General features: G+C 42.2%; 17 protein-coding genes. 7 read left to right on the top strand and 10 right to left on the bottom strand.

Going from position 1 to position 22,255, the window contains the following annotated elements; all coding sequences use genetic code 11:
- Window positions 1-11: 11 nt before the first annotated feature.
- From AC23P2_RS26590 to AC23P2_RS26550, 9 genes are all read right to left on the bottom strand, one after another.
- Window positions 12-2,516 (bottom strand): TraG family conjugative transposon ATPase, encoded by a 2,505-nt coding sequence (locus AC23P2_RS26590; RefSeq protein ID WP_487776002.1) that lies wholly within the window; start codon window positions 2,514-2,516, stop codon window positions 12-14.
- A complete protein-coding gene (locus AC23P2_RS26585) occupies window positions 2,513-2,854 on the bottom strand; it encodes a DUF4133 domain-containing protein (RefSeq protein ID WP_028524419.1) in 342 nt (113 codons plus the stop codon). Before AC23P2_RS26585 ends, AC23P2_RS26590 begins: the two co-directional genes overlap by 4 nt.
- A 4-nt stretch (window positions 2,855-2,858) precedes the next feature.
- Window positions 2,859-3,305, bottom strand: coding sequence for a DUF4134 family protein (locus tag AC23P2_RS26580; protein ID WP_487776001.1), 447 nt, complete (start codon window positions 3,303-3,305; stop codon window positions 2,859-2,861).
- Entirely contained in the window at window positions 3,302-3,631 is a 330-nt protein-coding gene (locus AC23P2_RS26575) for a DUF4134 family protein (protein WP_487776000.1), read from the bottom strand. The genes AC23P2_RS26580 and AC23P2_RS26575 overlap by 4 nt, the downstream gene beginning before the upstream one ends.
- Before the next feature lies 1 nt (window position 3,632).
- Window positions 3,633-3,956, bottom strand: a complete 324-nt coding sequence (locus AC23P2_RS26570; RefSeq protein WP_183980711.1) for a DUF4134 domain-containing protein — start codon at window positions 3,954-3,956, stop codon at window positions 3,633-3,635.
- An 18-nt stretch (window positions 3,957-3,974) separates the two neighbouring features.
- On the bottom strand, window positions 3,975-4,637 hold the full coding sequence (locus AC23P2_RS26565; RefSeq protein ID WP_487775999.1) for a hypothetical protein: 663 nt from the start codon (window positions 4,635-4,637) through the stop codon (window positions 3,975-3,977).
- 93 nt (window positions 4,638-4,730) lie between these two features.
- A complete protein-coding gene (locus AC23P2_RS26560) occupies window positions 4,731-5,240 on the bottom strand; it encodes a hypothetical protein (RefSeq protein WP_487775998.1) in 510 nt (169 codons plus the stop codon).
- Window positions 5,237-5,935 carry a P-loop NTPase family protein gene (locus AC23P2_RS26555; protein ID WP_487775997.1) on the bottom strand — a complete coding sequence of 233 codons (699 nt, stop codon included), beginning with the start codon at window positions 5,933-5,935 and terminating at the stop codon, window positions 5,237-5,239. Before AC23P2_RS26555 ends, AC23P2_RS26560 begins: the two co-directional genes overlap by 4 nt.
- Window positions 5,936-5,940: 5 nt before the next feature.
- The gene (locus AC23P2_RS26550) at window positions 5,941-6,330 is read right to left on the bottom strand and encodes a hypothetical protein (RefSeq protein WP_487775996.1); all 390 of its coding nucleotides are present in this window, start codon (window positions 6,328-6,330) and stop codon (window positions 5,941-5,943) included.
- A 175-nt stretch (window positions 6,331-6,505) separates the two neighbouring features.
- Between AC23P2_RS26550 and AC23P2_RS26545 the strand changes: the two genes are divergently transcribed.
- From AC23P2_RS26545 to AC23P2_RS26515, 7 genes are all read left to right on the top strand, one after another.
- Window positions 6,506-6,787 (top strand): plasmid mobilization protein, encoded by a 282-nt coding sequence (locus tag AC23P2_RS26545; RefSeq protein WP_487775995.1) that lies wholly within the window; start codon window positions 6,506-6,508, stop codon window positions 6,785-6,787.
- Window positions 6,784-7,740 carry a relaxase/mobilization nuclease domain-containing protein gene (locus AC23P2_RS26540; protein WP_487775994.1) on the top strand — a complete coding sequence of 319 codons (957 nt, stop codon included), beginning with the start codon at window positions 6,784-6,786 and terminating at the stop codon, window positions 7,738-7,740. The genes AC23P2_RS26545 and AC23P2_RS26540 overlap by 4 nt, the downstream gene beginning before the upstream one ends.
- A gap of 65 nt (window positions 7,741-7,805) precedes the next feature.
- Window positions 7,806-8,762, top strand: coding sequence for a ParA family protein (locus AC23P2_RS26535; RefSeq protein WP_028524410.1), 957 nt, complete (start codon window positions 7,806-7,808; stop codon window positions 8,760-8,762).
- 5 nt (window positions 8,763-8,767) lie between these two features.
- The gene (locus tag AC23P2_RS26530) at window positions 8,768-9,718 is read left to right on the top strand and encodes a hypothetical protein (protein WP_487775993.1); all 951 of its coding nucleotides are present in this window, start codon (window positions 8,768-8,770) and stop codon (window positions 9,716-9,718) included.
- A 333-nt stretch (window positions 9,719-10,051) separates the two neighbouring features.
- Window positions 10,052-10,711, top strand: coding sequence for a hypothetical protein (locus tag AC23P2_RS26525; protein WP_183980050.1), 660 nt, complete (start codon window positions 10,052-10,054; stop codon window positions 10,709-10,711).
- 77 nt (window positions 10,712-10,788) lie between these two features.
- Window positions 10,789-11,613, top strand: a complete 825-nt coding sequence (locus AC23P2_RS26520; RefSeq protein ID WP_487775992.1) for a DUF932 domain-containing protein — start codon at window positions 10,789-10,791, stop codon at window positions 11,611-11,613.
- Between the two features lie 73 nt (window positions 11,614-11,686).
- A complete protein-coding gene (locus AC23P2_RS26515) occupies window positions 11,687-12,346 on the top strand; it encodes a PD-(D/E)XK nuclease-like domain-containing protein (protein WP_487775991.1) in 660 nt (219 codons plus the stop codon).
- A 193-nt stretch (window positions 12,347-12,539) separates the two neighbouring features.
- On the opposite strand, the gene AC23P2_RS26510 is transcribed toward AC23P2_RS26515, so the two are convergent.
- The gene (locus AC23P2_RS26510; RefSeq protein WP_487775990.1) at window positions 12,540-22,253 is read right to left on the bottom strand and encodes a LamG-like jellyroll fold domain-containing protein; all 9,714 of its coding nucleotides are present in this window, start codon (window positions 22,251-22,253) and stop codon (window positions 12,540-12,542) included.
- Between the last annotated feature and the right edge of the window lie 2 nt (window positions 22,254-22,255).

Here is a 22,255-nt window from a genome sequence, read left to right as displayed (position 1 = left end):
GTTAAAAATTCTTAGTTAAATCGTTCCCCTCTCGCCCAGGCTTTGATGCCTGCTTCCGTGTTTCCGTGATAGCGATGAAGGGTTAAATCAGCTATTTCTTCTACTTCTCGCTTTTCGGTAGTAAAAGTAGCGTAGGCCGTTTTAGACATTTCAACCCCATAAACTTTCGTGTAATCGCCAATCAATAATGCCATTTCTTTGTATTTGGGGCGATTTGAGTCGTTCATTCGATTGATGCTCAAAATGATGTTGGCCTGTTTTTCGGATAGGCCAAGGGTTTGCATAATATCATCAAAACGCTTTTCGTAGTTTGATTGGTCAAATAAAAATTTGATGGGAGAGTTGTTGATAATTGCATCTTTAACAAAGGCGTTTTCTACCAAATCGTCCACTTCTTGGGTAACTACTCCCAACGAACCATAGTGTTTTCTTACTGTCTTTGAACACCATTTCAAGAAGGTTGCAAAGTTGTCTTTGGCTAAAGCCTTCCATGCCTCCTCAATCACCAACATTTTTAAGACCCCTCTGACGGTAAATAGTTTACGAACGTAGTTGTTCATAATCATAATGGTAGTAACTGGAAACAAAACGGGGTGGTCTTTGATGTTGTCTAATTCATAGACCACAAAGGGGAGTTCCATCAGGTCAATGTTCTGGCGTGAATTGAGCAAATACTCGTATTTTCCGCCTTGGGCGTAAGGACGTAATACGTAGAGGAAGTTCTGTAAATCAAACTCAATGTTAGCCCGCCCTTGATTTTGGGTGAAAATTTTAGGGTATACCTGCTGGGTATAATCATAAAAGGTGTTGAAACAGGGAAAATGTTTACGGCCTCCCTCCCACTCTTTTCTTAGAAATCCAAAATAATTGGAAACGATGTCAGAAATGGTGATTTCTTCTGATTTGGTAGTCAGCTCATTGTCTTTTTTCCAAAGTGCTTCCAATAAATTGGCAATTGATTCTTCTGTCTCGGCATCTGGATGCAACCCTTTGACGTAGAAAGGATTAAAACTGAGTGGGTTGCTTTCTTCATAAGTAATATAACGCCCGCCTAGGGTATCACAAAGGCGACGATAACTGTGGCCAACATCCACAATGCTGATGTGTACGCCATGAGAACGCAAGTAATAAAACAAGGCATTCATCCCAAATGATTTACCCGAACCAGATGGCCCTACCACCATAAAATTACGGTTGTTAATGAGTCCCTTTTCCATGGGTTTGAAAAAAGGGTCAACCATTATCGGTTTGCCGAAGCGGTCAGTGAGCCGTACTCCATTGGGGGTAAATACTGTATCTTGATAATTGCCTTCCATATTCCATAAGCAAACGGCTTCTTCAGAAAAACACAGTACCAGATTGTCTAACCCAATCTCGGCAGCATTGCTAGGAATGCACGACCAGAAAAGGGTTTCGGCATCCCAATTGGCAATGCGGGGACGAAAACCCATTCGAGAAATAGCAGATGCGGTTTGGGACCGATATTCTTCCAGTTTTTCTTTATTTTCGTGCCAGGTTAGTACATTGTAGTGAACTCTCACTGGGCGGCGGCCTTCTGCTTTCATTTCTTCAATAAAGGCGTCTTTGGCCTCGAAGGCAACCATATTCTCTTTTGACCAAGCTGAGAAACTATTGTGTCTGCGCATTTCTGCGGTTAGTTTATTGCTTAAATGGTCTGAATCTTCGAGATAAAATACTTGGTTGTAGATATGATTGCATCCAAGCATAAGCCCCAGTTGCGACCCAAGAGAGGTAGGAAATTTAGTAGAATCTGTGGAGTATTTCTCCAGAATTTGTGCATTACTGAGTGTATTTGGAAAGTCTTCTAAATCGGCAAGGGTAAAAGTCTGGGTATATTTGCCCCCTACCCTGAGCTCATCTTTCATTTGAAGATCCTGTAAAGTTGTGTCCGTCAATGAAAGTGTGAAATATTGTTGAAAAATTCCCGACTCAGTTTCACTACCTAACCAATCAACGGGTCTCATTATGTCGCACTTGATTTTTGCAGTGGATTCTAATATGGATGAAAATTGGATAACGGTATCCAAAAACTCTTTCCAAAACTTAGCGTCTAAGGCATCTTTTGGCACATAATGATTCTTTAGCAATGACGAGTTGAGGCTTTTTCTACGGGTAATTTCTTGGGTAGGTCGAGTGATAAAAACATACGAACGTTGCTCAATATACGTCCTTTCTAAAAAGTGTAACTCATTTTCATAAGCTAGGTAATTGTTATTGGCAATGTAGGCTCTTGTATCATCGCTTAATTGATGATGTTGTTCCAAAAACCAGTCTTGTTTGTGTACAACATACCCATTTGGTAACGTAGCCAATGCTCTGACAAAGGTTGTATGTAGTGTATCATAGTCTGCATCTGAAGGGGTAAAAACTTCGGGGAGGTTCAACCTAAAACCAATCGTTAAGTCCGCATTTTTGGAAACCACCACGTTTGTGGATTCATCTACGGCCAAAATTGGGAAAATATGCTCAATATTTTTGATTCTGCTTTTGGTCATTTTTTAGTGGCAAGTTTCAATACGGCTTTTACAGGAACAATTTTATGAAAAGGCATTTTTTGATGGATAAAATGAGGTTTTCGCTCTTGAACGGGCTGTTTTTCCATCCCCCATCGGCCATATTTTTTACTCAGGTGAAAAGCAGCGCTAATCGTAGCACTTAATAAAAGCAACAGTAACAAAAAAACGACGATGGAGGGGATACCTATAATGACCAAAATGAGGCAGCTAAAAATACTGCCAACTCCTCCTATGGCGCCAAGGTAAAAGTATTTGCCCCGCAAGCCCTTGAACTCTATTTCATGGTCAACTCCTTTGAAAATAATAAATTCTTTCATGTGGCTACGCCCATTTGCTAAAGGTAAGGTTGATAATGTAACCGATGAGAAACAAAAACATGAGTGACCCCAGCCATTTTAAGGCAAATTCATATACATCATCGTCACCATTTTGAATTTTTATAAAAACGCGTATCATACCAATAATGGCAAACACAATGCCTAGATAAACGCTTGCTTGATACACCTCAGGAGCGGCATCTCGTATAACCCCAGCGGCATTGTCAGAGCCAACGTAACCATAGGGGCTTTTGATGCCGAAATCGACGAGTTCTACTAAGCCATAGGAAGTAGCTAGTGCTCCAAACCAATGAATCAGGCTGCTTTCAACACCATCTTGACCTTGGTTCCATCGTTGAAAGATTCGACCCCCACCAATAACTGCCGCAATGGAGAGAAGTGCCACACATATCAATCTAACTTCGTCGTAAATTCCATTGAGGGCATTCATCGAGACATGATTTTATCATTGAGACTTGGATCAAAAACACCTTGTGAGTTGACAATCGCTTGGATAATTCCTCCTAAAATAAGAACAGCAATAATAGCGGCTAACCATCGAGCGATCATTGACAATATCTCATCACTGCCATTCATTTGCCAATGATTATAAATTCTAAATCCCCCTACCAATGCCAATAACCCACAAACGGTGTAACTAAAGGTGGATACACTTCCAATCATGCCAATCAATGGTTCCGTAATAAGGTGGTCAATCTGGGTGTTGGTCGTATGTCCACTTCCGTTGCCCACAATATCGAGAAAAATCATTTTCATTTTAGAAGAAGACTGCTTGAAGAATAGCGGCAATGGCTAATAAAAACAAGACAGCCCCAAACCAGCCAACGGCGTGTTTCTGAACCTCTTGGTCTCCGTTTTGCCATTTGTTATAAACCCGAAAACCACCTACGAGCCCAACGATTGCCGCGACGACGTAAATGAGTGTGGTAACTGGTTCAAAATACCCTTTTACGTCATTGGTCGCCTGAGACAAAGCCTGTGCTCCTGCTTGAATGCCCCGATTTTGAGAATAGGCGAATGATGAACATAAGCTCAGGGTCAGCCAAATTGCGTGTTTTTTGCTTGAAAATTTAGAAAGCATAATTTGATGGTTAAAAAACTAATTATCGGATATGTAGGGTTGAAAACCCACTCGTTCATAAATGGCCTGTGTTGATTCTGGCAAATTTGCAATAGCCGTCATATAGTCACAGCCAAGGTCTTTTTGCATTTCACAAACTAGCTCATGCGTGCTTAAAAGTTCTTCTAAGAGTGCGTTATGATTGATTTCGTCTGTTAAAAGGTCTTGGCTTTCATTGTCATTGAAGTTATCATTGATAAAGTCTCCACTTCTCCCCTCCTCGTCCAACTCTGTGAATGGCCATTGACTATCTTTGAAATCTAACTCTGCAATTGTCTCAAATTCTTCACTTATTAGCTCAACGGGTGACTCAATTTGATTGGCTAGGAGGGTTTGAAACGCCTCGTTTGATGTATCAATCGAATCTACAGTGGGTGTTGATACGTTACTTTTGCCTATTTCAGGGATTGAACCAAAAAAATCAGTCTCTATAATTTCAGGTGTCAGGTTAGGTACTACAGCTGGGGATTTGACCGAAGGGCTTTTGAGGGATATAAATTCTATATCTCCCCTTTGTGGTTTTGCCTTCGTGGGGGATTTGGAGTGAAATAAGAATACACTCCCTGACCATACCACCACGAAAATTAAGCAATACAAGGTGTACTGACCTAATGTAATATATACTAAAATTAGGGTGAACATAAATGTTGGCAAATCAATAAAGATGCAAATTAAATTTAATATAATTTAAAATACAAATTTATTAATATTTAATTATTTGCTATTTTTGCCAAGCTAAAATGCTTCATTAACCGTTATTGGAACGTAGATAAGTCTTTTATTAGCGTGGTAAAAGCAGTGAACGCCGACAACCATTTTTGTTTTTTCTGTAGGCTTTAGCACCATAAATGTTCCTTGAGGAGTTGTGGTAGTTTGTGCTGTTTTCATTAGTTGAGCGTATTGTTTGTAAGTAGGATATTGGTCAATTAGGCGCAGGATGGTTTGATATTGGGTCAAATTGGTAAAATATATCCAGCCGAAAATAATGAGCAGGGGCAGACTTATGCCAGTTATCCCGAATTTACCAAGCGCGTACCAAAAAGCTTGACGGTCGTTTTCAAAGCGGATGACCTTGGCTTGTTCTTTGATACTTTCAGTAACAGATTGTATGGTGTTGTTATTTTTTATTCCCATTTGTTCGATTTCACAAAGAATAGATGTGACCGTTTCGTCAAGCCTAATCCCATATTTCTGTTGGTAATGACCCTGCAAGCGTGTCATCTGCTCCGAGGTAATTGGTTTCATAACTTTGCCAATTCGTTTTTTAATTTCATTGCAGTTATGAAATCATATCGTTCTAACCCATGCCCTAGCTGTACCATTTTTAAAATTTGGTTTCCTACTTGGGTGCTGGTATCTATATCGCCAAAAAAATTAACTTGTAGTTGATGCTGAGTGGCATACGACTGAATTTCAGAAATGAGTTGGGGGTGTTTGTAAAAGCTATATTGATTGACCCAAATGCAAATTGGAAAGGTATTGCCAATAATTTGCTGCATCTGCTGAAGGTACTGCGTACAGGCGAAATAGGAAGTATTTCCCGCAATCACAACGTCAAAGATAAATTGGCAATGTAAGTGTTGGGCTAGTTCGTAAAGCTGTTCCGTACTAAAATCAACGGAGAATAAGGCAGGGATTTGTTCGCTCTCTGGCGCGCCAAAGTCTAAATAGCAATTCTCAAAAGGAAGTTGGCTCAAGTCTGTTAATGAAAATAAAAGTTTGTCACGGGTTATTTTCTGGCGTTCGTCCAGCATAGAAAGAGCGGCAACCCTTCCAGTACCGCTCAGAAAAGAAAGCTGACGAGAGGACGTCTGTGTGGAAGCATCAACGTCCACGAAATATGCCCCAGGCTGTGATTGGTGTTTGAGCGCCAATAGATAGACTAAAAAAGATTTCCCAACGCCTCCTTTGGCTTGTAGGATAAAGTGAAACTGTTTCATCGTGTTTATAGGAATTTGAGATTTGTTTTTGTCGAATGCTCGTCAGTATGATTTGGGTCAGAAAATGAGAAGTCGGTTTTTGCTTGGTTGTCATTGACTGGCTTTGGAGATGGTAGAGGAGCTTGTATTTTGGCCTGGATATGGGGTTCTACTGAAAGCGTAGCGGCAAGAATAACCATTCGGTGTTTTTGTGTACGAATCCGTTCAATGATTTTTGCACTTATAGTAATACCAAGGTCCGCAGTTATTTTATCGGCCACATATCGAGACGAATAAGCAGAGATGATATATGGGCGATAGAAAGCATACAACATAACATTGCGTTTTCTGACCTTTGACAACACGGCGTCACAGAGGTCTTTTTTGCTGATAAAGTGTGTTTCCGAAGGTGGCATACAGGGGCAAAGAAAGAAGGACAGTTCGTGAATTCAAAAGGAGATTAGCGGGGATAAAAGGAGATTATGGGAGATTAAAGAGAAAGCGAAGCGTTAGCAAGCCATGACTTTGTCCTGACAAAAAATTTACAAATTTTTCGCCAAAGTCGTTGAATGACGCAAGCTATTGAGGAAAATGAAACCACTAAAAGACGAAAAGATAGAACTACGCTTAACAGGGGAGGAAAAGACGTTAATCGAAAATAAGGCACGAAAGGCGGGAGTTTCTGTCAGTGAATATATGAGACAGGTGGCATTAGGGATTGAAGTTACCCAAGCCTTCACTGAAGAACAGCACCGAATTATTGTTGGCGTAGCCAATAACCTCAACCAGCTAACCCGCTTTGCGCATGCTGGAAAATTGAACATAGGTAAAATCAATAAAATCTTGGATACCCTATTCGAGGGCTTAACATGATAGCAAAGACGGTACTTGGTAGTAGTTTTTTGGGAGCAATTATGTATGGAGCAGCAGAGAAACAACCAAAGAAAAAAGCTAAGCTCATTGATAGCCATAATGTAATGGGAACAACCGCCGAACATTTTGCACTACAAATGCAAAGTTTAGCCAATAGGAGCAAGTGCAAAAATGCTGTATGGCATACTTCGTTGAGCTGGCGCGAGAATGAAGCCATTGATGAGGAAAAAATGCGCAAAGCGGCTCGGTTGTATTGTGAGGGAATTGGTGCAAATCTAGACCAATATCAAGTGGTTGTTTACCAGCACTTTGACCAAAGACATCCCCATATTCATATTTATTTGAATCGTGTTCCGATTGGTGGCGGAGCTGCATTAGATTCAAGTCATAATTATGCGCGTAATGTAAAGGTGTGTCGAGACATTGAAAGAAACTTAAATTTTCAGCCTTTACCAGCGCAAAGAACAAGCCTTTCTGACCATTTACCCCCCAAAATGCAAGCTCGTCAAAAAGTGAAAGCGGCCCTAACGTCTCTATTGATTGCTAAAAAAATCAATAACATTGATAAGCTCAGTGAGGAGTTGACCAGCCTTGGGATTGAGAGCCGTTTCAAGTACGATCGTAATGATAAATTAGTTGGCTGTAGTTTTCGGGTCAACGAAGTGGCCATCAAAGGAACCGAAGTAGGTTTTAAAGCAAAGCAAATTGAAGAACTTTTAAGTCGTAACAGCATTGGTTTATTAAAGACACATAAGGATATCCTGCCTAAAAATGAAGCATTACCTTTTGAGCCAGGTTATTTGGTTGTTAGGGCATCTGTCAATGAAATCAAGGCCGACTTGTCTAAAATAGAAAAATCTCTTTGGCAAGCTCAAATGCAGTTGCGTCAAATAAAGCAAAATGCAAAAACAATAAGTCATAAAAAGCCAGTAAAAAAGTTTAAAAAAATGTAATAAAATACATACAAATAGCGCTTATTTTGAGTTATTTTGTGAAGCAAATATTACAAAAATCTTCTATGCTAACTCAAGAAAACCTGATTAATTTTTTGAGGCATAACCCTGCCTTAACCGTTTCCACGCTTGAAAAAGAAGCCTCTATTCCAAAAGGAACGATAGCTCAAACCTTGGCGGGGACTCGCAACCTCAGTGAAAAACATCTTGTTGCTTTATTCCCCATCTTATCAAAATATGGGTATTCTGACAGCCTTTATGAAAAAGCCAGGGTGATTTCGATTATCAACCACAAAGGCGGAGTTGGAAAAACGACCACCACTTCTTCTTTGGGAGAAGCATTGGCTAGGCGCGGATTCAAGGTTCTCCTGATTGACTTAGACCCGCAAGGCAACCTAAGCCAGATTTTGGGTATTGATGCTCCCGAGAGCCAAGTGGCCCAAGCACTTTTGAACCACGCTATTCCATTGCCCATTGTTGAAATTTCTGAAAACCTGTATTTATCTCCTTCAGATATTGAGTTGGCCGATGCCGAAATCCAATTGATTTTGAGTGTGGGAGGGGATTTAAGGTTAAAGAACAAATTGCAGCCAATCTTGAGTACCTTTGATTATGTGTTGATTGATTGTCCCCCTTCGTTGAATAAGCTTACCATTTCGGCTATGAATGCTTCAAATAGCTGTCTCATTACGCTTTTGCCCGAAATGTCGGCGGTAAAAGGGTTGAACTCGTTATTGCAGCGGGTGATGGAAGTAAAAACAAACCTAAACGCAGAGCTTGTGGTTGATGGGATTGTTTTTACAATGGTTAAGAAAAATAGTGTTCACGAAGGTATCAAAGAAAATGTCAAGAGTAGTGTGCCATTTCGAGTATTTAATACAGAAATCAAACACTTGGTAGATTTTCAGAAATCACAGATTTTACAAAGCCCCATCGCCAAATTTTCGGACAACTCAGAAGCTGCCAAAAACTACCGAGATTTTTGTGATGAATTTATTCAATACCTACAAGTTGTAAAATAACAAACATGGCCAAGATAGATATTAAAGCAGCAATAAGCCAAAAAACGCAGCAATCGCTCAACAATAGTTACATTAGCTCTGAGCAAATCAAACAGAGTATTGTAGTTTTAGAAGAGCTAAGGAGCTTTATTCCATCCCCAACTAATGAAGAACTGACTCAGTTGGAAGCGAACATTGTAAAAAATGGTTGCAAAGATGCTCTTTTACTTTGGGAAACCACGCAGCGGGTAATTGACGAGAATTCCCTGACCCCTGAAGCGCCCGTTTATATTCTGGTAGATGGACACAATCGTTTCAAAATATGTAGAGAAAGGGGAATCAATTTTAACGTTCAGGTCATGCGTTTTGAATCCTTGAAAGAGGTCAAAGATTACATGATTGATTTGCAGTTGGGGCGGCGCAACCTGACACCGCAACAGGCTTCTTATTTTAGAGGACTACGGTATAATATTGAGAAGGCTGAAAAAGGGAAATATGATCGAAAAGATTATAAATCTCAAAATGAGACTTATTCTGAAACGGAAGAGGGAAAAGATAAGTTTCATTCTGATACTTTTGTTCAAGTATCTGAAAATAAGGGTTCTACTTCGGAGAAGTTAGCACAGGAATATAAAGTGAGTCGTGCTACGATAATGCGAGATGCAGAATTTGCAGCAGGTCTTGATCAACTGCAACCTACGCTGAAACAAGCAGTTTTGAATGGCGAAATTAAGATTGGGAAAACCGATATTCAAAAACTGGCTAAACGGAAGGAAAAAGACTTAGTTGAGAATGTAGAAGAGTTAGAAAATGTTCTTTCGGGAGATGATGAGCCGAAAGTAATTGATAAATCCCGCAATTCTGTTCAGAAACAGTTGACAGTTACAATGACCAAAATATTGAAGGCTCCTAAAATTTCGATAAAGGATTTGGAGCGTTTGATTGAAGTCGCCACAGAATTGAAAAAGATACTTTAGAACAGAGGGGTAGGAGGGAAGCTTTAAATGAATAGGTTTTAATCTACGCACACTGATTGGTTCCGATTAGCAACGCATCGGAACCAATCAGCTTCTTCATCCCACTTAACAGAGTGAAATATATCCTCTGAGCTTATACCTCGCCACAAGTAAACATAATGGGTTACATAAAGTTTTTTAAGTGTCTGATAATGAGAGGTATACCTTGATTTGTGTCCGTTTTTGTTGTACCTTTATATTATCAAACAAGGAGGAACAAACACCAAATTTGAGGACTGATACCCGACAGTCGTTTTAGTTCGGGCAAATCTTTTCTTTTAAAACTCACTTATTATGTTTTCCAAATCAAAAAATGTAGCCGAATTGGCTGCCCAGACTTCTCATGTCCAAATTTTAAATCCTGATTTCGGCGATGAAATTCTTTACATTGAAGGACAACCCCGTGATTATCGCTTTGATGCCCGTAATGGTACGTTTAAATTAGGGGAAGAAGAGATTTTGACAGACCATAATGGTCAACCATTGAAATCGTTTACTTTTCAGCCATTGGCGTGGCGTATTTTTACGGATACCCTATTTGGCAGAGAAAGGGAAGAAACTTGGGCGGAAATTTTTTTCGTGGATAGTGAAAACTGCTTGTCGGTCATTATGTTCAATAACAGTTCGGTGAAAGAGCTTCAAAAACTGATACAACCGCTTTTTTATAAGCGTAAAAAACTATCAGAAGTAGTGTTGACCATGACGCCTGAATCGCATGAAAATACCAAAATCAAGCCCAAAGCCACCTATTTTATTGCTAAATTTAAAATGGAAGATGCCATGCCTGAACGCATTGAAGCCTTTGGGCAATATGCAGACTGTAATCGTATTTACCGATTAGATACCCTAACCAACGGCGCTATTTACCATTTTGTAGCGGATTGTTTCTATAATGCCTTAGCCGAGCAAGAAAAAGAAGAACCTATTATCGAAGAGTTCAAACAAGCAGCATAGACAAATAAAAATGAGGGGGTAAAGTAAGACCCTCTCATTTTTAAACCTTCTATATCTTTCTAAATTACCATAAGAACATGAAAATGCCCGTAATATTTCAATCAAGTTGGGATGTCGTAGAAAAACCTATATATTCTAACAATCAACTAGTTAATGGCTACAAGGCCATTTTTAGAAGTGATAACAACTATCTACTTAACGTCTGTAAAGATTCATATACCCCTACTTCCAACGAACGATTTATGGAGGTAGTCCAAAAAATGAATGACATCACAGGGTTTCCTATCAAGTGTTTTGATGAATTTGACGGAGGCAAAAAAGTATTGGCCTTTTTACAATGCACCGAACCGATTCAAGTAGGAGGACATAGTTTTGAAGACTACTTAATGATTGGCAACAGCCATGATAGCAGTACTGGTTTTTTTATGGGAAATTCAAATATGATGATTCGGTGTAAAAATCGGTTTTCAAAGGTATTCCGTCAGTTAAAAGTCCATCACACCAAGAACCACGACACTAAGATAAATCAGTTACTACGCTATTTTGAAACGTTTATGGAGGAGCGTACAAAACTGTTTGACCAATTTGAACGCTTGGGTAATGTACAAATTGATGAAAGTATTAAGTCTGCTTTAACCGAACGATTAACGCGTATGACGCATGAGGAAAAGTTGGGGAAAACAGAACTTTCAACCCGCAAAACCAATGTAATCAATGCCATGAACTACTCAATAGAACGAGAGTGTGCAGACCTAGGAGACAATCTATTTGGGTTATTAAATGGCATAACCCACTACACTACGCACATTAAAAAGCCAAAAGAAGCCGTGTTTGGTAATGCGGTAGGTAGTTTAGCCCGCATGAATGAAGACGCTTTTCGGTTTTGCCTTGAAATAGCCTAAAAATGAAACAGACTTTGAGGACTAAGCAAAACACCCAATTTATACCTTTATAAACCACTAAATTTAATCAAAAATGAGCATTGTTCCATTTCTAAGCGATACCCAGTACCGCCAACTTCCCCGCATAGCCAATTCGGATTTAAGTGAATTTCGTGATCACCTGTTTGGTTTAAAGAGTTTCAAACCTGAAAAAGCTTTTGCTTTTGGAAGCACATTACATGAACTGATTTTAGAACCTAAGAAACAGACGGTTATTCCCGAAGATATGGATGCGGATTTGCTCAATATTTTAAAAGAAAAAGTGCTAAGGAATCGTTTTTGCAGTTGGCTAAGGCAGTTTGCAAGAAAAGAAAGTGTCTGCCTATTTACCAATCCAGCGACAGGCTTACCTTGCAAATCAAAGCTAGATTTGGTATATAAGAAAAGTTTGGTAGTTGATTTAAAAACAACCAGCCAGCGCACATACGCCGCTTTTGTAAAAAGTTGCCATACATACGATTACGACCGCCAAGCTGCGTATTATCTGGATGGAGTAGGAGGGAAGCGATTTGTTTTTGTCGGTATTCAGAAAATACATCCGTACGATTTGTTTATCTATGAACCGAGTCGGGAGTTTATAGCAGAAGGCAGAAATAAATATGAATGTCTTTTGGAAGCATGGCAAGAAGTTGGTTTTATACCCAGTAGTTGGCAAAGGACTGAATCCAAACAACCATTTTTACAAGCTGCTTAAAGAGAGGGTAGGAGGGAACTTCCTACCCAAGTGAAAAAGAACAGAGGGGAGGAATAAGGCCCAATACATAAAAAACTGGACATAAAAACACATTTTTTTCTTACAACTCTCTCCACAAATAAAAACGACACCAAAAAGTATTGGTGCCGTTCTAGTCATAGGGGTCAAAATAATTACGTTATCGTATTTTGAATCAAGGTACTTTTATCACCTTGAGAATTACTTCTTTTGCTTCTTTCTTTACGTTAAAAAAATAGACCCCGCTTTGCAATGCGCCCACTGCAAAATCTTCTTGGTGCGAATGGGTTTGAGGGACAAAGCTTCGGGTGAAGACCTCGCGCCCCAGCGCATCGTTTAATGTAGCTTGCACTTTTTGGCTTTTACTATTTTGTACTTTTAATCGTAAAACATTCGAAACGGGGTTAGGGAAAACCGAAGCGAAGGCATCATTATCGGTTATGCGTTGTCCGTTGTCCGAATCACTTACCAATTTGTCATTTGATGACCTTGCAGCGCCGACACCTACGCCCTCTCTCGATTGGATTCTAAACCAATACTCTTGATAGGCGAGTACATTCCCTTGTGGTTTGCGGGTCGAGGGGAATATACTTCCCCAGCCTTTCTGATCCCAATACCGAATACTCAGTTTATATAAGCCTTTGGGTAGTCCCGCGTCATAGGCATTTCCTCCATTGCCATTGTCCGTAAAAAAGCCGTAGGCTGGATGATTTTGAGCATACAATTCGGTAAAACCGTCTCGGTTGGCATACATAAAATAGGGCGCATTATTTTCGTGCGTATTAAACGATTGAGGAACCCCTGTTTCTGGTGTTACCAGCATATCAAAGGTCAAAGAACCACTGGTTCCAAAGGCGCACGCATCGACATAAATTGTCCAATATCTAGGTGCAATTTTGTTCAAGAATTCTGAATAAAACAGTGTTGGGTTTGTTTGGCTACTCAATTCCAGTGCTGGACCATTATCTGGAGTTATAAATTGACTAATCCATGCGGTACGGTCATTGGTTTTAATCGCGGATTTGCTTTGACCGATGTTTATCAATGTGACTTCAAAACCTTTCCATGTAACGGATTTAGGCTTACTTGCTGGGCTTTGACACCCATTGGGTGCTTTACAGTAGGCCCAGTAAGCCTGAGTCGTTATGTTGGCAAAAGACACTTTAAAACTGTTGCCTTCTATACCCGTGTTCCAAACCGTACTACTTCCACTTGGGCAGTTGGCCGTCAATGTTACTTCAACTCCTGTGCAAACGATATCGGCACTGGATGTAACTAGGGGAGGAGTAATGACAGGGATAATTGCGTACGTTGCCACGTTACTTTTCTCGCTTAAACAACCCGTTTCCGACTGACAACGGGCATAAAACGACATGGTTTCAGTAGGAGTAGTTTGTGGCAAATTAGGCAATGCTACGTTTGTTGAGGCATTGTACCAAACTGTCTTAAAGTTTCCACAAGAAGATGTTCCCGAAAAAGCCATCGGGGTACCGCATCCATTTTCGGGAGTAATGCTAATTGTTGGTGCCAAAGGGACAGCTGACATTTTTAGGCTCATCACTCCCGAATCTGTTTCAACACAAGAAGAGGTACCATCCGATTTACGACAACGAACACGATAATTATGCGTTTGGTTGTCGAATAATGCCGTAGGAATAACTGAGCCATAATTACCCCCATCTACAGAGTAAAGAAGAACTTCACCTACCCCGCAAGAGCCGTTAAAGCTTAACAAACTACCCTCAGTACTACAAATCGTTTTTGATTCACCTGGTAAAACTGTAACCCCGTTGGCTAACAACGACACATTTTGCGGTGTACTTGCTCGATAATTTATCGTTACAGACAAAGGTTCGGTATAGGTAATGGCACAATCAGGGTCACAGGCTGCTTGGTAACGGTAGGATTGGTTGTTGGATACTTGAGAAACAGGGACAATAGATGACCAGTCACTCCATGCACCGTTACCCACTTGAGTTCGCCAAACAGGGGAGCCTACAACACATGAATTGAAAACTGAAAATTGCAAACTATTAACTGGGTTTGCATCAATATCACAAAACGTTTGGATATTTCCTTCATTAACAATGACTTGTTGAGTGGTGAGAAAAATAGTTGGCTTAGTTAGAACCGTAACTGTTACAATCCCACTTTGGCTTTGACTACAGCCAAAGTTATCGCTGATACTCACTAGTGTATACGTAAACACTCCTGCTTGGGTAGTTGCAGCATTAATGCTGGCCGTGTTGCTACTTTGAGTAGTTATGGTTTGAGTAGCCCCTCCGTTTAACTTATAAGCAAACGTATAGGGTACTGAGGCCGAAGCCCCCGTAAATTGAATAACGGGCATAGGAGCATTGAGGCAGACAATTGTTGTTCCTTGGATACTAGCAGTTGGAAGTGGACGAACGACAACCACTCCTGAAAGTGGGAGGGAAACGCATTGATTTCCGTTTTTAACCGTCAAGGTAAAACTTATTGAATTTCCTGATGCAGGAGCCGATAGTTGGACTGAAATAGTTCCAGACGTTAAACTTTGGTTAGTTGCTGCCACAATTCCTACTCCAGAAACCGAATAAGTAACAGGCGAAAAAGTAGTTGCCGTGTACGGAATGATAAATGAAGTTGCACCCGCACAAATGGCAGGAATAGCCCCGAGGGTAATTGTTGGGGGATTGGGGTCGGTAAGCATTTGGACGGCCGACTCAACACCTGTACAATTATTGTTTGCGATTGAAAAACCACTGTATGCGCCAGTGCTTAATCCACCTAACGTAAACTTATTGGACAAAACAGTTATTGTTTTAGGACTTCCTGTTCCTGTGTAGGTAAGCTGGTAATCGCCATCAGGTAAATTAGTTGTAGTAAAGGCAATTTTTCCGTTCGTACCCGCGCAAGAGGTTGGCGAAGTGGCCGCCCCTGCCACTAAAGTAGGCATTGGATTGACCTTTACCAGCGCCGAACCACTAATGGAAGTCGCTGTACAATTGGCATCGCTTACGCTCGTGACTGTATATGTCCCTGCCGTTGCGCCCACAATGGTGTAAGGGCTGCTTGTAATGCCCGTTCTCGACGTGGATGTTGTTCCGTTTGAATAAACTAAATCCCATGGGCCAGTCTCAGTTAAAGCAATAGAAACATTAGGAAGTGGTTCGGTGGAGCAAACCGTTCCGCCACCACTGACCACCGATGTGGGTAATGTATTCACTGTGATAGTAGGGGTAGTGCTACTACATCCTGTTGCCGTTTCGGTAAACGAAAATTTAGCATTTCCACTCGCAATTGCTGATACCAGCCCTGCATTTGTGACAGAGGCTTTAGACTCATCGCTGCTTATCCAAGCCCCGTCAGTGTTAGGCAATAATGTTAGCGTACCACCGACGCAGACCGTCGTTCCAGAAACGTTAATCGAGGGCAGGGATTTAACAGTGACCGTAGCCGAGGCCGAAAGATTCAACGTACAACTACCGCCATTGACTGATACCAAGTTGAGCGTTTGGTTCGCAGTAACACCCGAAACTGTCACAGTCGCAGTGCCTCCCGTGAGGGTGGTGGTAGCATTGGAACCACCGTTGATGTTGTACGTAATAACCGCGCCGCTAGTCCCTGTGAGGGTAAAAACAGCATCGTTACCCGCACAAATAGCTGAATTTGTCCCACTAATGGTAGCGGTAGCGGCACATGAGCTCGAACCTGAAACCGCGAAATCGTACACTGCTTCGTTACAGTCGTCGTTGTTGACCGTGATGGTTGCTGATTGAGCTCCAGTGGCAGTAGGGGTAAAGGTAACGGTAAAAGTAGCAGATGCGTTTACCGCTAATGGGCTGGCGGTACTCAAACTTCCCACCGTAAATAAAGAATTTGAACTTCCGATGGAAGAAATTGCCAACTCTTTGGTTCCTGTGTTTTTGATAGTAAAAGTTCGAACGAGCGAATTGCCAATAAATACATCACCAAAGCTTGTATGGTCGGTGTCAGTAGGGGAGGTGTCACCATCGACAATCGAGGTGGTATTTCCTTGAATGTCGATTTCGGGATAATGCTGCATCCCACCAGAAGCAATCCAATTGGAGTCAGTTCCATTAAGCACAAACCCTGTCATGGTTCCATTTCTGGCAGTACCATTGGTTTGAGCATCCAAAAGTGTGGAATTTCCAGTATTATCACCCCCAGCAATTCCCTGGTTGAAGTTATAGTAGGCAATTAATCCACTTTCATTCCCCGCCAACTCATTGAATAAATTGGCTTGTATTTGCGCTTGCGTTCGTTGAACATTCCAAATACGTAGCTCATCCATGGTTCCATTCCAGGGATAACTGCCTGCCCGTGAACCTAACCATATATTTGTACTAACGGTGGGGAAATTGCCCTGAAAGCTGGCCGTTGGAGTTGGTAAGCCATCTACATAGGCGTACACAGTGCTCGTTGCCCCGTTGTAAGTAAACGCATAATGGTGCCAGCAATCCTCAATGGGATAACCCGTAAAATACGAATTGTCGCCGTAAACAGCTAGTGCCAGCGTTGGGCCCCAAACTATAGTCGTTCCTGCCCCAGTAAAATTGATGGGAAATGAGAAATTAGGAGCCCCTTTTGCCCAAAACTCAACAGTGGTTGAATTTGTACCAAACAATGGGATTGACATAGGAACTTCAATGAGGTCATCGCCTCCGTCAAAATGTAGGGCATTGGCATTGACCGAGGTACTTGTCGCTGATACTTCAAAATCGTACGTTGATTCATTACAATCATCGTTTATAATCGAAATGACGGCGGTTTGGGTAGTAACTGAGTTAGATAAAAAAGTAACTGTAAAAGTAGCAGAACTACCTGCGGAAAGGGGGCTTGGCGAACTCAGGCTTCCTACCTTGAATCTTGCATTACTGCTTGTGATGGTACTGATTGCTAACGGAGCTGTTCCTGTATTTTGAATCATAAAGGTTTTTGCAATTGCCACTCCTGAAGTAGTTCCCAAATTCGTATCGTTCGACTCCGACGTACCTGTTGTACCATCAGCTATATCCTGCCCCTTTCCTTTCACATTTATCTCAGGAGCATTTACCGTCACCGTAAAGGAACAGCTAGTGGCCGAATTTGTCCCATCAGTTGCCGTCAATGTGACTGTGGTAGTTCCGATATTAAAGCTAATCGCCCCGCTGTTTGTTCCGTCAGTGATTCCGCTTGTGGTTCTGACGGTTGCTCCACTCAACGTATACCCCCAAGTGGCTCCAGAACAGTTATCCGATAATGGGTCTGCAATGGTATAATCGGCAGCACAGCCTCCCGAAGCTGTTGTCAGTGTTTGATTGGAAGGACAACTAAGTACAGGAACTTCTGCATCGTTGACAGTTACAGTAAAGGTGCAGGTTGCGTCATCTCCGCAGCCATTGGTGGCTGTGAGCGTTATTATCGTGATTCCTTTATTAAAAATGGCTCCGCTACCCGTTCCACTACCGCTACCAATGGTGGCTCCTGCAAAAACGTACGAGATTGTAGGGGTAGGAGTACCCAAGGCCGTTGCGGTATAATTGACCGTCGCGTTACATGCTCCAGTCGTTGTGCTTACAGTTTGGTTACTAGGGCAATTTGTAAAAGACGGAGCTATGCAACTTCCTGTGCCAGAAATGTTGAAATTGTAGTTGGCCTCATCACAATCATTATTTAGCAGTGTAATGATGGCATTTTGGGCTCCTGTGGCCGTGGGCGTAAAGGTCACGGTAAACGTAGCTGAGCCATTGATCGCGACCGTTGCAGGCACATTGCTTACCACAAACGTAGAATTATTAGATGTAATGCCAGTGATGGTTAGAACATCATTGCCCGTATTTTGAATGGTGAACGTCCGACCCAAAGAACCGTTGATGCTCATACTGCCAAAATCAGTATGGTTAATCGTTGAAGTTGATGTACTACCGTTCAGAATAGAAGCCAAAGGCGAACCACCCTGCATGTTAATTTCGGGAGCGACTACCGCAGGGCAATTTGTGCCAGTAACTACCCCACCCGAACCGATGAAGTTTGAAGTGCTTCCGTCGAGGGTGAATGAGGTAAGAGTACCATCGTTGGCTCCTCCTATTTGAGTAGCGTCGTCGGTAAGAGCAGTAATGCTTGAGTTATCCGAAGCGGCAGCCCCTTGGTTGCACTTGAAGTACACTTGTAGATTGGCCAATGATGTTGCTACTTCGCATCCTTTTAATTGGCTGATCTCTTCTATGCAGAGTGCACGATTGTAGAATCGAATATCGTCCAATGCACCTTTAAAGTTGGTACTTCCGTTACCATAAAGCGAACTTCTCCCCAAATAGCCCATCGTACCAAAACTAGTACTGCCTGACATCGTGATGGAGCCCACCAATACTCCATCTACGTACCCTTTTATGGGCTGCCCGTCGCCTTCCCATGTCATTGCAATGTGCTTCCAAGTGCCTAGACCTGAAAAAGGCACCGAAAACTGATTGCCTGTCCAGCCCGCTCTAAAGAAGATTTTTGTCCCATTATCGTAAAGAAAAATAGCTACGTTTTCAGTGCCAAGCTCGACAATTACAGGAACACCTACTGTTTGAGAAGTTGCTGCATTCATCCAAAAAGAAATCGTTCCTGCCGTTGAGGGCATTCCTGTCGTTGGAAAACTCACGTAATCGTCGGTTCCATCAAAATCAAGGGCTGCTCCTGCACTAGCCCCAGTACCAGTCACGATAAAAGTGTAGGGGCTTTCGTCACAATCATTGTTGGTAACAGAGATGGTTGCGTTTTGTACCCCTGTTGCCGTGGGATTAAATAGTACATCAAAGGTCGCAGTGCCATTAGCCGCCACCGAGGTGGGTTTATTACTTATAGTAAACTTGGTATTGTTGGAGGTAATATCATTGATAGTCAACGCATTATTTCCTGTATTTAAAATCGTAAAAGTGCGAGTCAATGACCCATTTACCAGAACATTGCCTAAATCAGTTCCATCGACAGTGGCGGGACTTGTGTCTCCACTAGGGATAGAAACCAGAGGTGCTCCGCCCTGTAAATCAATTTCAGAGGCAATAACCGTCGTGCAGCTCGTACCCGTTGTGACACCGCCTGTAGCTATGAAATTTGAGGTGCTACCGCTAAGCGCAAAATTGTTAAAAGTTCCATGATTGCTGTTAGCAGTGGCGTCTGTCAGGCTTGAAATAGAGGAGTTATTACTATCAGCTGCTCCTTGGTTGAATTTATAATAAGCGACAAGCCCGCTTTCATTGCCGACTAATTCACAGTTGTATTGTTGGCTAATCTGGGCACAAGTACGGGCGGTATTCCAAATACGTACTTCATCAATCGCACCGTTAAAGTATTGAAGCGTGCTGGGGTTTCTACCGATACTCAACGGTTGATTTGTAGGGGTAGGCACCACCGTCTCTGCTTGCGAATAGACCAGCACTCCATTGACGTATAGTTTTACTTTTGCGCCGTCGTAAGTGGCTGCAATATGGCTCCATGTGTTCAAAGAAATAGCACTTGGAGCCGTGTGAAAGCGACTATCACTGGAGTTTATCCAAAAATAAAACATCGGTTTGCCATTGGTCAATGTTAGGCCATAATTGGCAGTTGCATCTGTATTGGTGCGTTTGTCAATGATGATGTTATATGAATTAAAACTGGCTGGTTTAACCCAAGCTTCAAGGGTAAGGCTTGCCCCAAGGTCAAGGACATTGGCATCAGGTGCACTTACATAATCGTTTGATCCGTCAAAAGATAGAGCCGCACCAACAGTAATGGGGGCATTGTACGACAAGGTCACTTGTCCAGCCGACGGCAGGTTATAGTTGATGTACCAATTGGCAGGAAGGTTAACCGTCGAAAAAGTCCCCGACAAAGTGGTGGCATTTATGATAGTGAGTTGGTGGCCATTGCTACCCGTGTAGCTATTGATAAGAGAAACGTCGAGGGTTCCCCCAAGGGTTGCCGTACCTGTGATGTTCAGACGGTCGTATTGAGTACAAACAGTAGTTCCTCCCAATTCAATTTGAAGAGTCCCGCTGTTGGTATAACCGTTGGAAAAGGTATGACAGCCAGGTGAATTTCCTGGTGCCACAAAACTTCCATTGGGGTTGGTAAACAAACTTCCCGAGAAAGTACCCGAACCTTTATACGTACCATTATTGGTAAACGTACCTGCACCACTCAAGGTGCCATTATTAGTAAAAGTCGATGATGCTTGATTGGTGATTGTTCCAGCATTCGTCGCAGGCACAGACGTCCCTATCGTCATCGTTCCAGTATTTGTGATTGTACCTGTTGATGTATTCGCGAAACTCGCCAAACCACTTCCTTGCGTCATTGAATACGTACCGTTGTTATTGAAAGTGCCGCTGTTTGAAAAAGTCAACAAGCCAAGCGCCATTGTAGCTCCTGTGCTATTGGTCAGCGTGGCTCCTGAACGGTTTGATACACCGAGGTAGCTAAAACTAAAGGTATTATTGTTGATGAATGTTCCAGCATTATCCAACGCTGCTGCCATTGACCCATTGTTGGTGACGGTCTTGTTAGCAGCATTGAAGAATCCGTTGAATTGAACTGTTCCACCACTGTTGTTTGTAAACGTACCATTATTTTGAACATTGATGTATTGACTACTAATCAAAGTTCCTGAGTTATTGATTGTCCCCGTGTTTGTAAAACCGCCATAGGTAGAGGTACTCGTACCACTATGATTGAACGTTCCTGAATTATTAAAACTGCCACTTGGATTGGAGAAGTTACCCGCTGCGGCGGTAGTCATGGTACCTGCGTTGTTTAAGGTACCATTGTTGGCTGTTAAAGTGCCATCAATGGTAATTGTTGCTCCCGACTGAATGGTAATGGTCGGTGTGCTGGTCATTGTGAAGGTAGTCGAGGCATTGATAGTCAACGAAGTACCCGATGGGAAAGAAATAGTTCCACCAGTAATGGTACAATTGGACGCAATCACAACGGCATCACCGCCTACCAAATTAGCCGAAGTGGGTACCACTCCACCGCTCCAATTGGAAGCCGTTGCCCAATCAGTGCTGGTAGTACCATTGAAGGTGTAGGTGGTTGCGGCACTACCAAGCCCTCCCAATGCTGCCGTTCCTGACATTCGAATACGATCAACGGTTAAGCTGCCATTGCTAAAATAGTAAGAAAAAAGATAATTCATCGTCGTTAGGTTCGAGGCATTGGTGGCAATGGTAACTTTGCCTGTTACGTTTGTTGCAGCCGAACCTATCGTAGCGGTATTCATGGCTGCTTGGTCGAGCGTAGTACCATTAAAAAAATTGTTGTACTGTGCCAACGACAGAATCCACGCGGACGTCGAACCGTTGTCGTAAGAAAAGGCGTATAGGTAGGTGGTTCCTGTGGTCAATGCGGCTCCGCCTGTCATGGCTGAGATACCTGTTCCTCTGACTCCAAGGGCAGGTTTACCCAATTGTCCATCGTTGGCAGGGAGAAATCCTAGATAGTGATTTTGGTTGTTGGTTGAAGCATTCGTTCCTAGCCCCACCATCAATACCGACGAACTAGCGGGCGCTGCATTTAGCTTGAATAAAAAACTTCCTGAAACAGGTCCTGCGGCATCAAACCCCGTCGTAATTTGCCGACGGGCGTCCAAACCACTTGCAACAATCATTGCCCCCCCTGTGTTTGTTAAGCCTCCGAAAGTTAGGCCCGTGGCAGTATAGGCTCCCGTGCCCCCTGACCATGCTGCTGCAAAACCAGTTCCACCATTTTGACTGGTTAGGTTTCCCGAAGTCGTTCCGTAATCAAAGTCTTCGGAAATCGTGATTTGTGCTACCACTGGTTGAATAAAAATTAACGCAAAACCGAGCAGAATGGCACAAAAACGCAATAGGCTACAGTTATTTTTGGCGATAAAAAAAGGGTAAAGGTTCGTTTTCATAC

Source organism: Runella sp. R0.1_18 (genome assembly GCF_057652155.1).
This window is presented reverse-complemented; position numbering and strand designations above follow the sequence as displayed.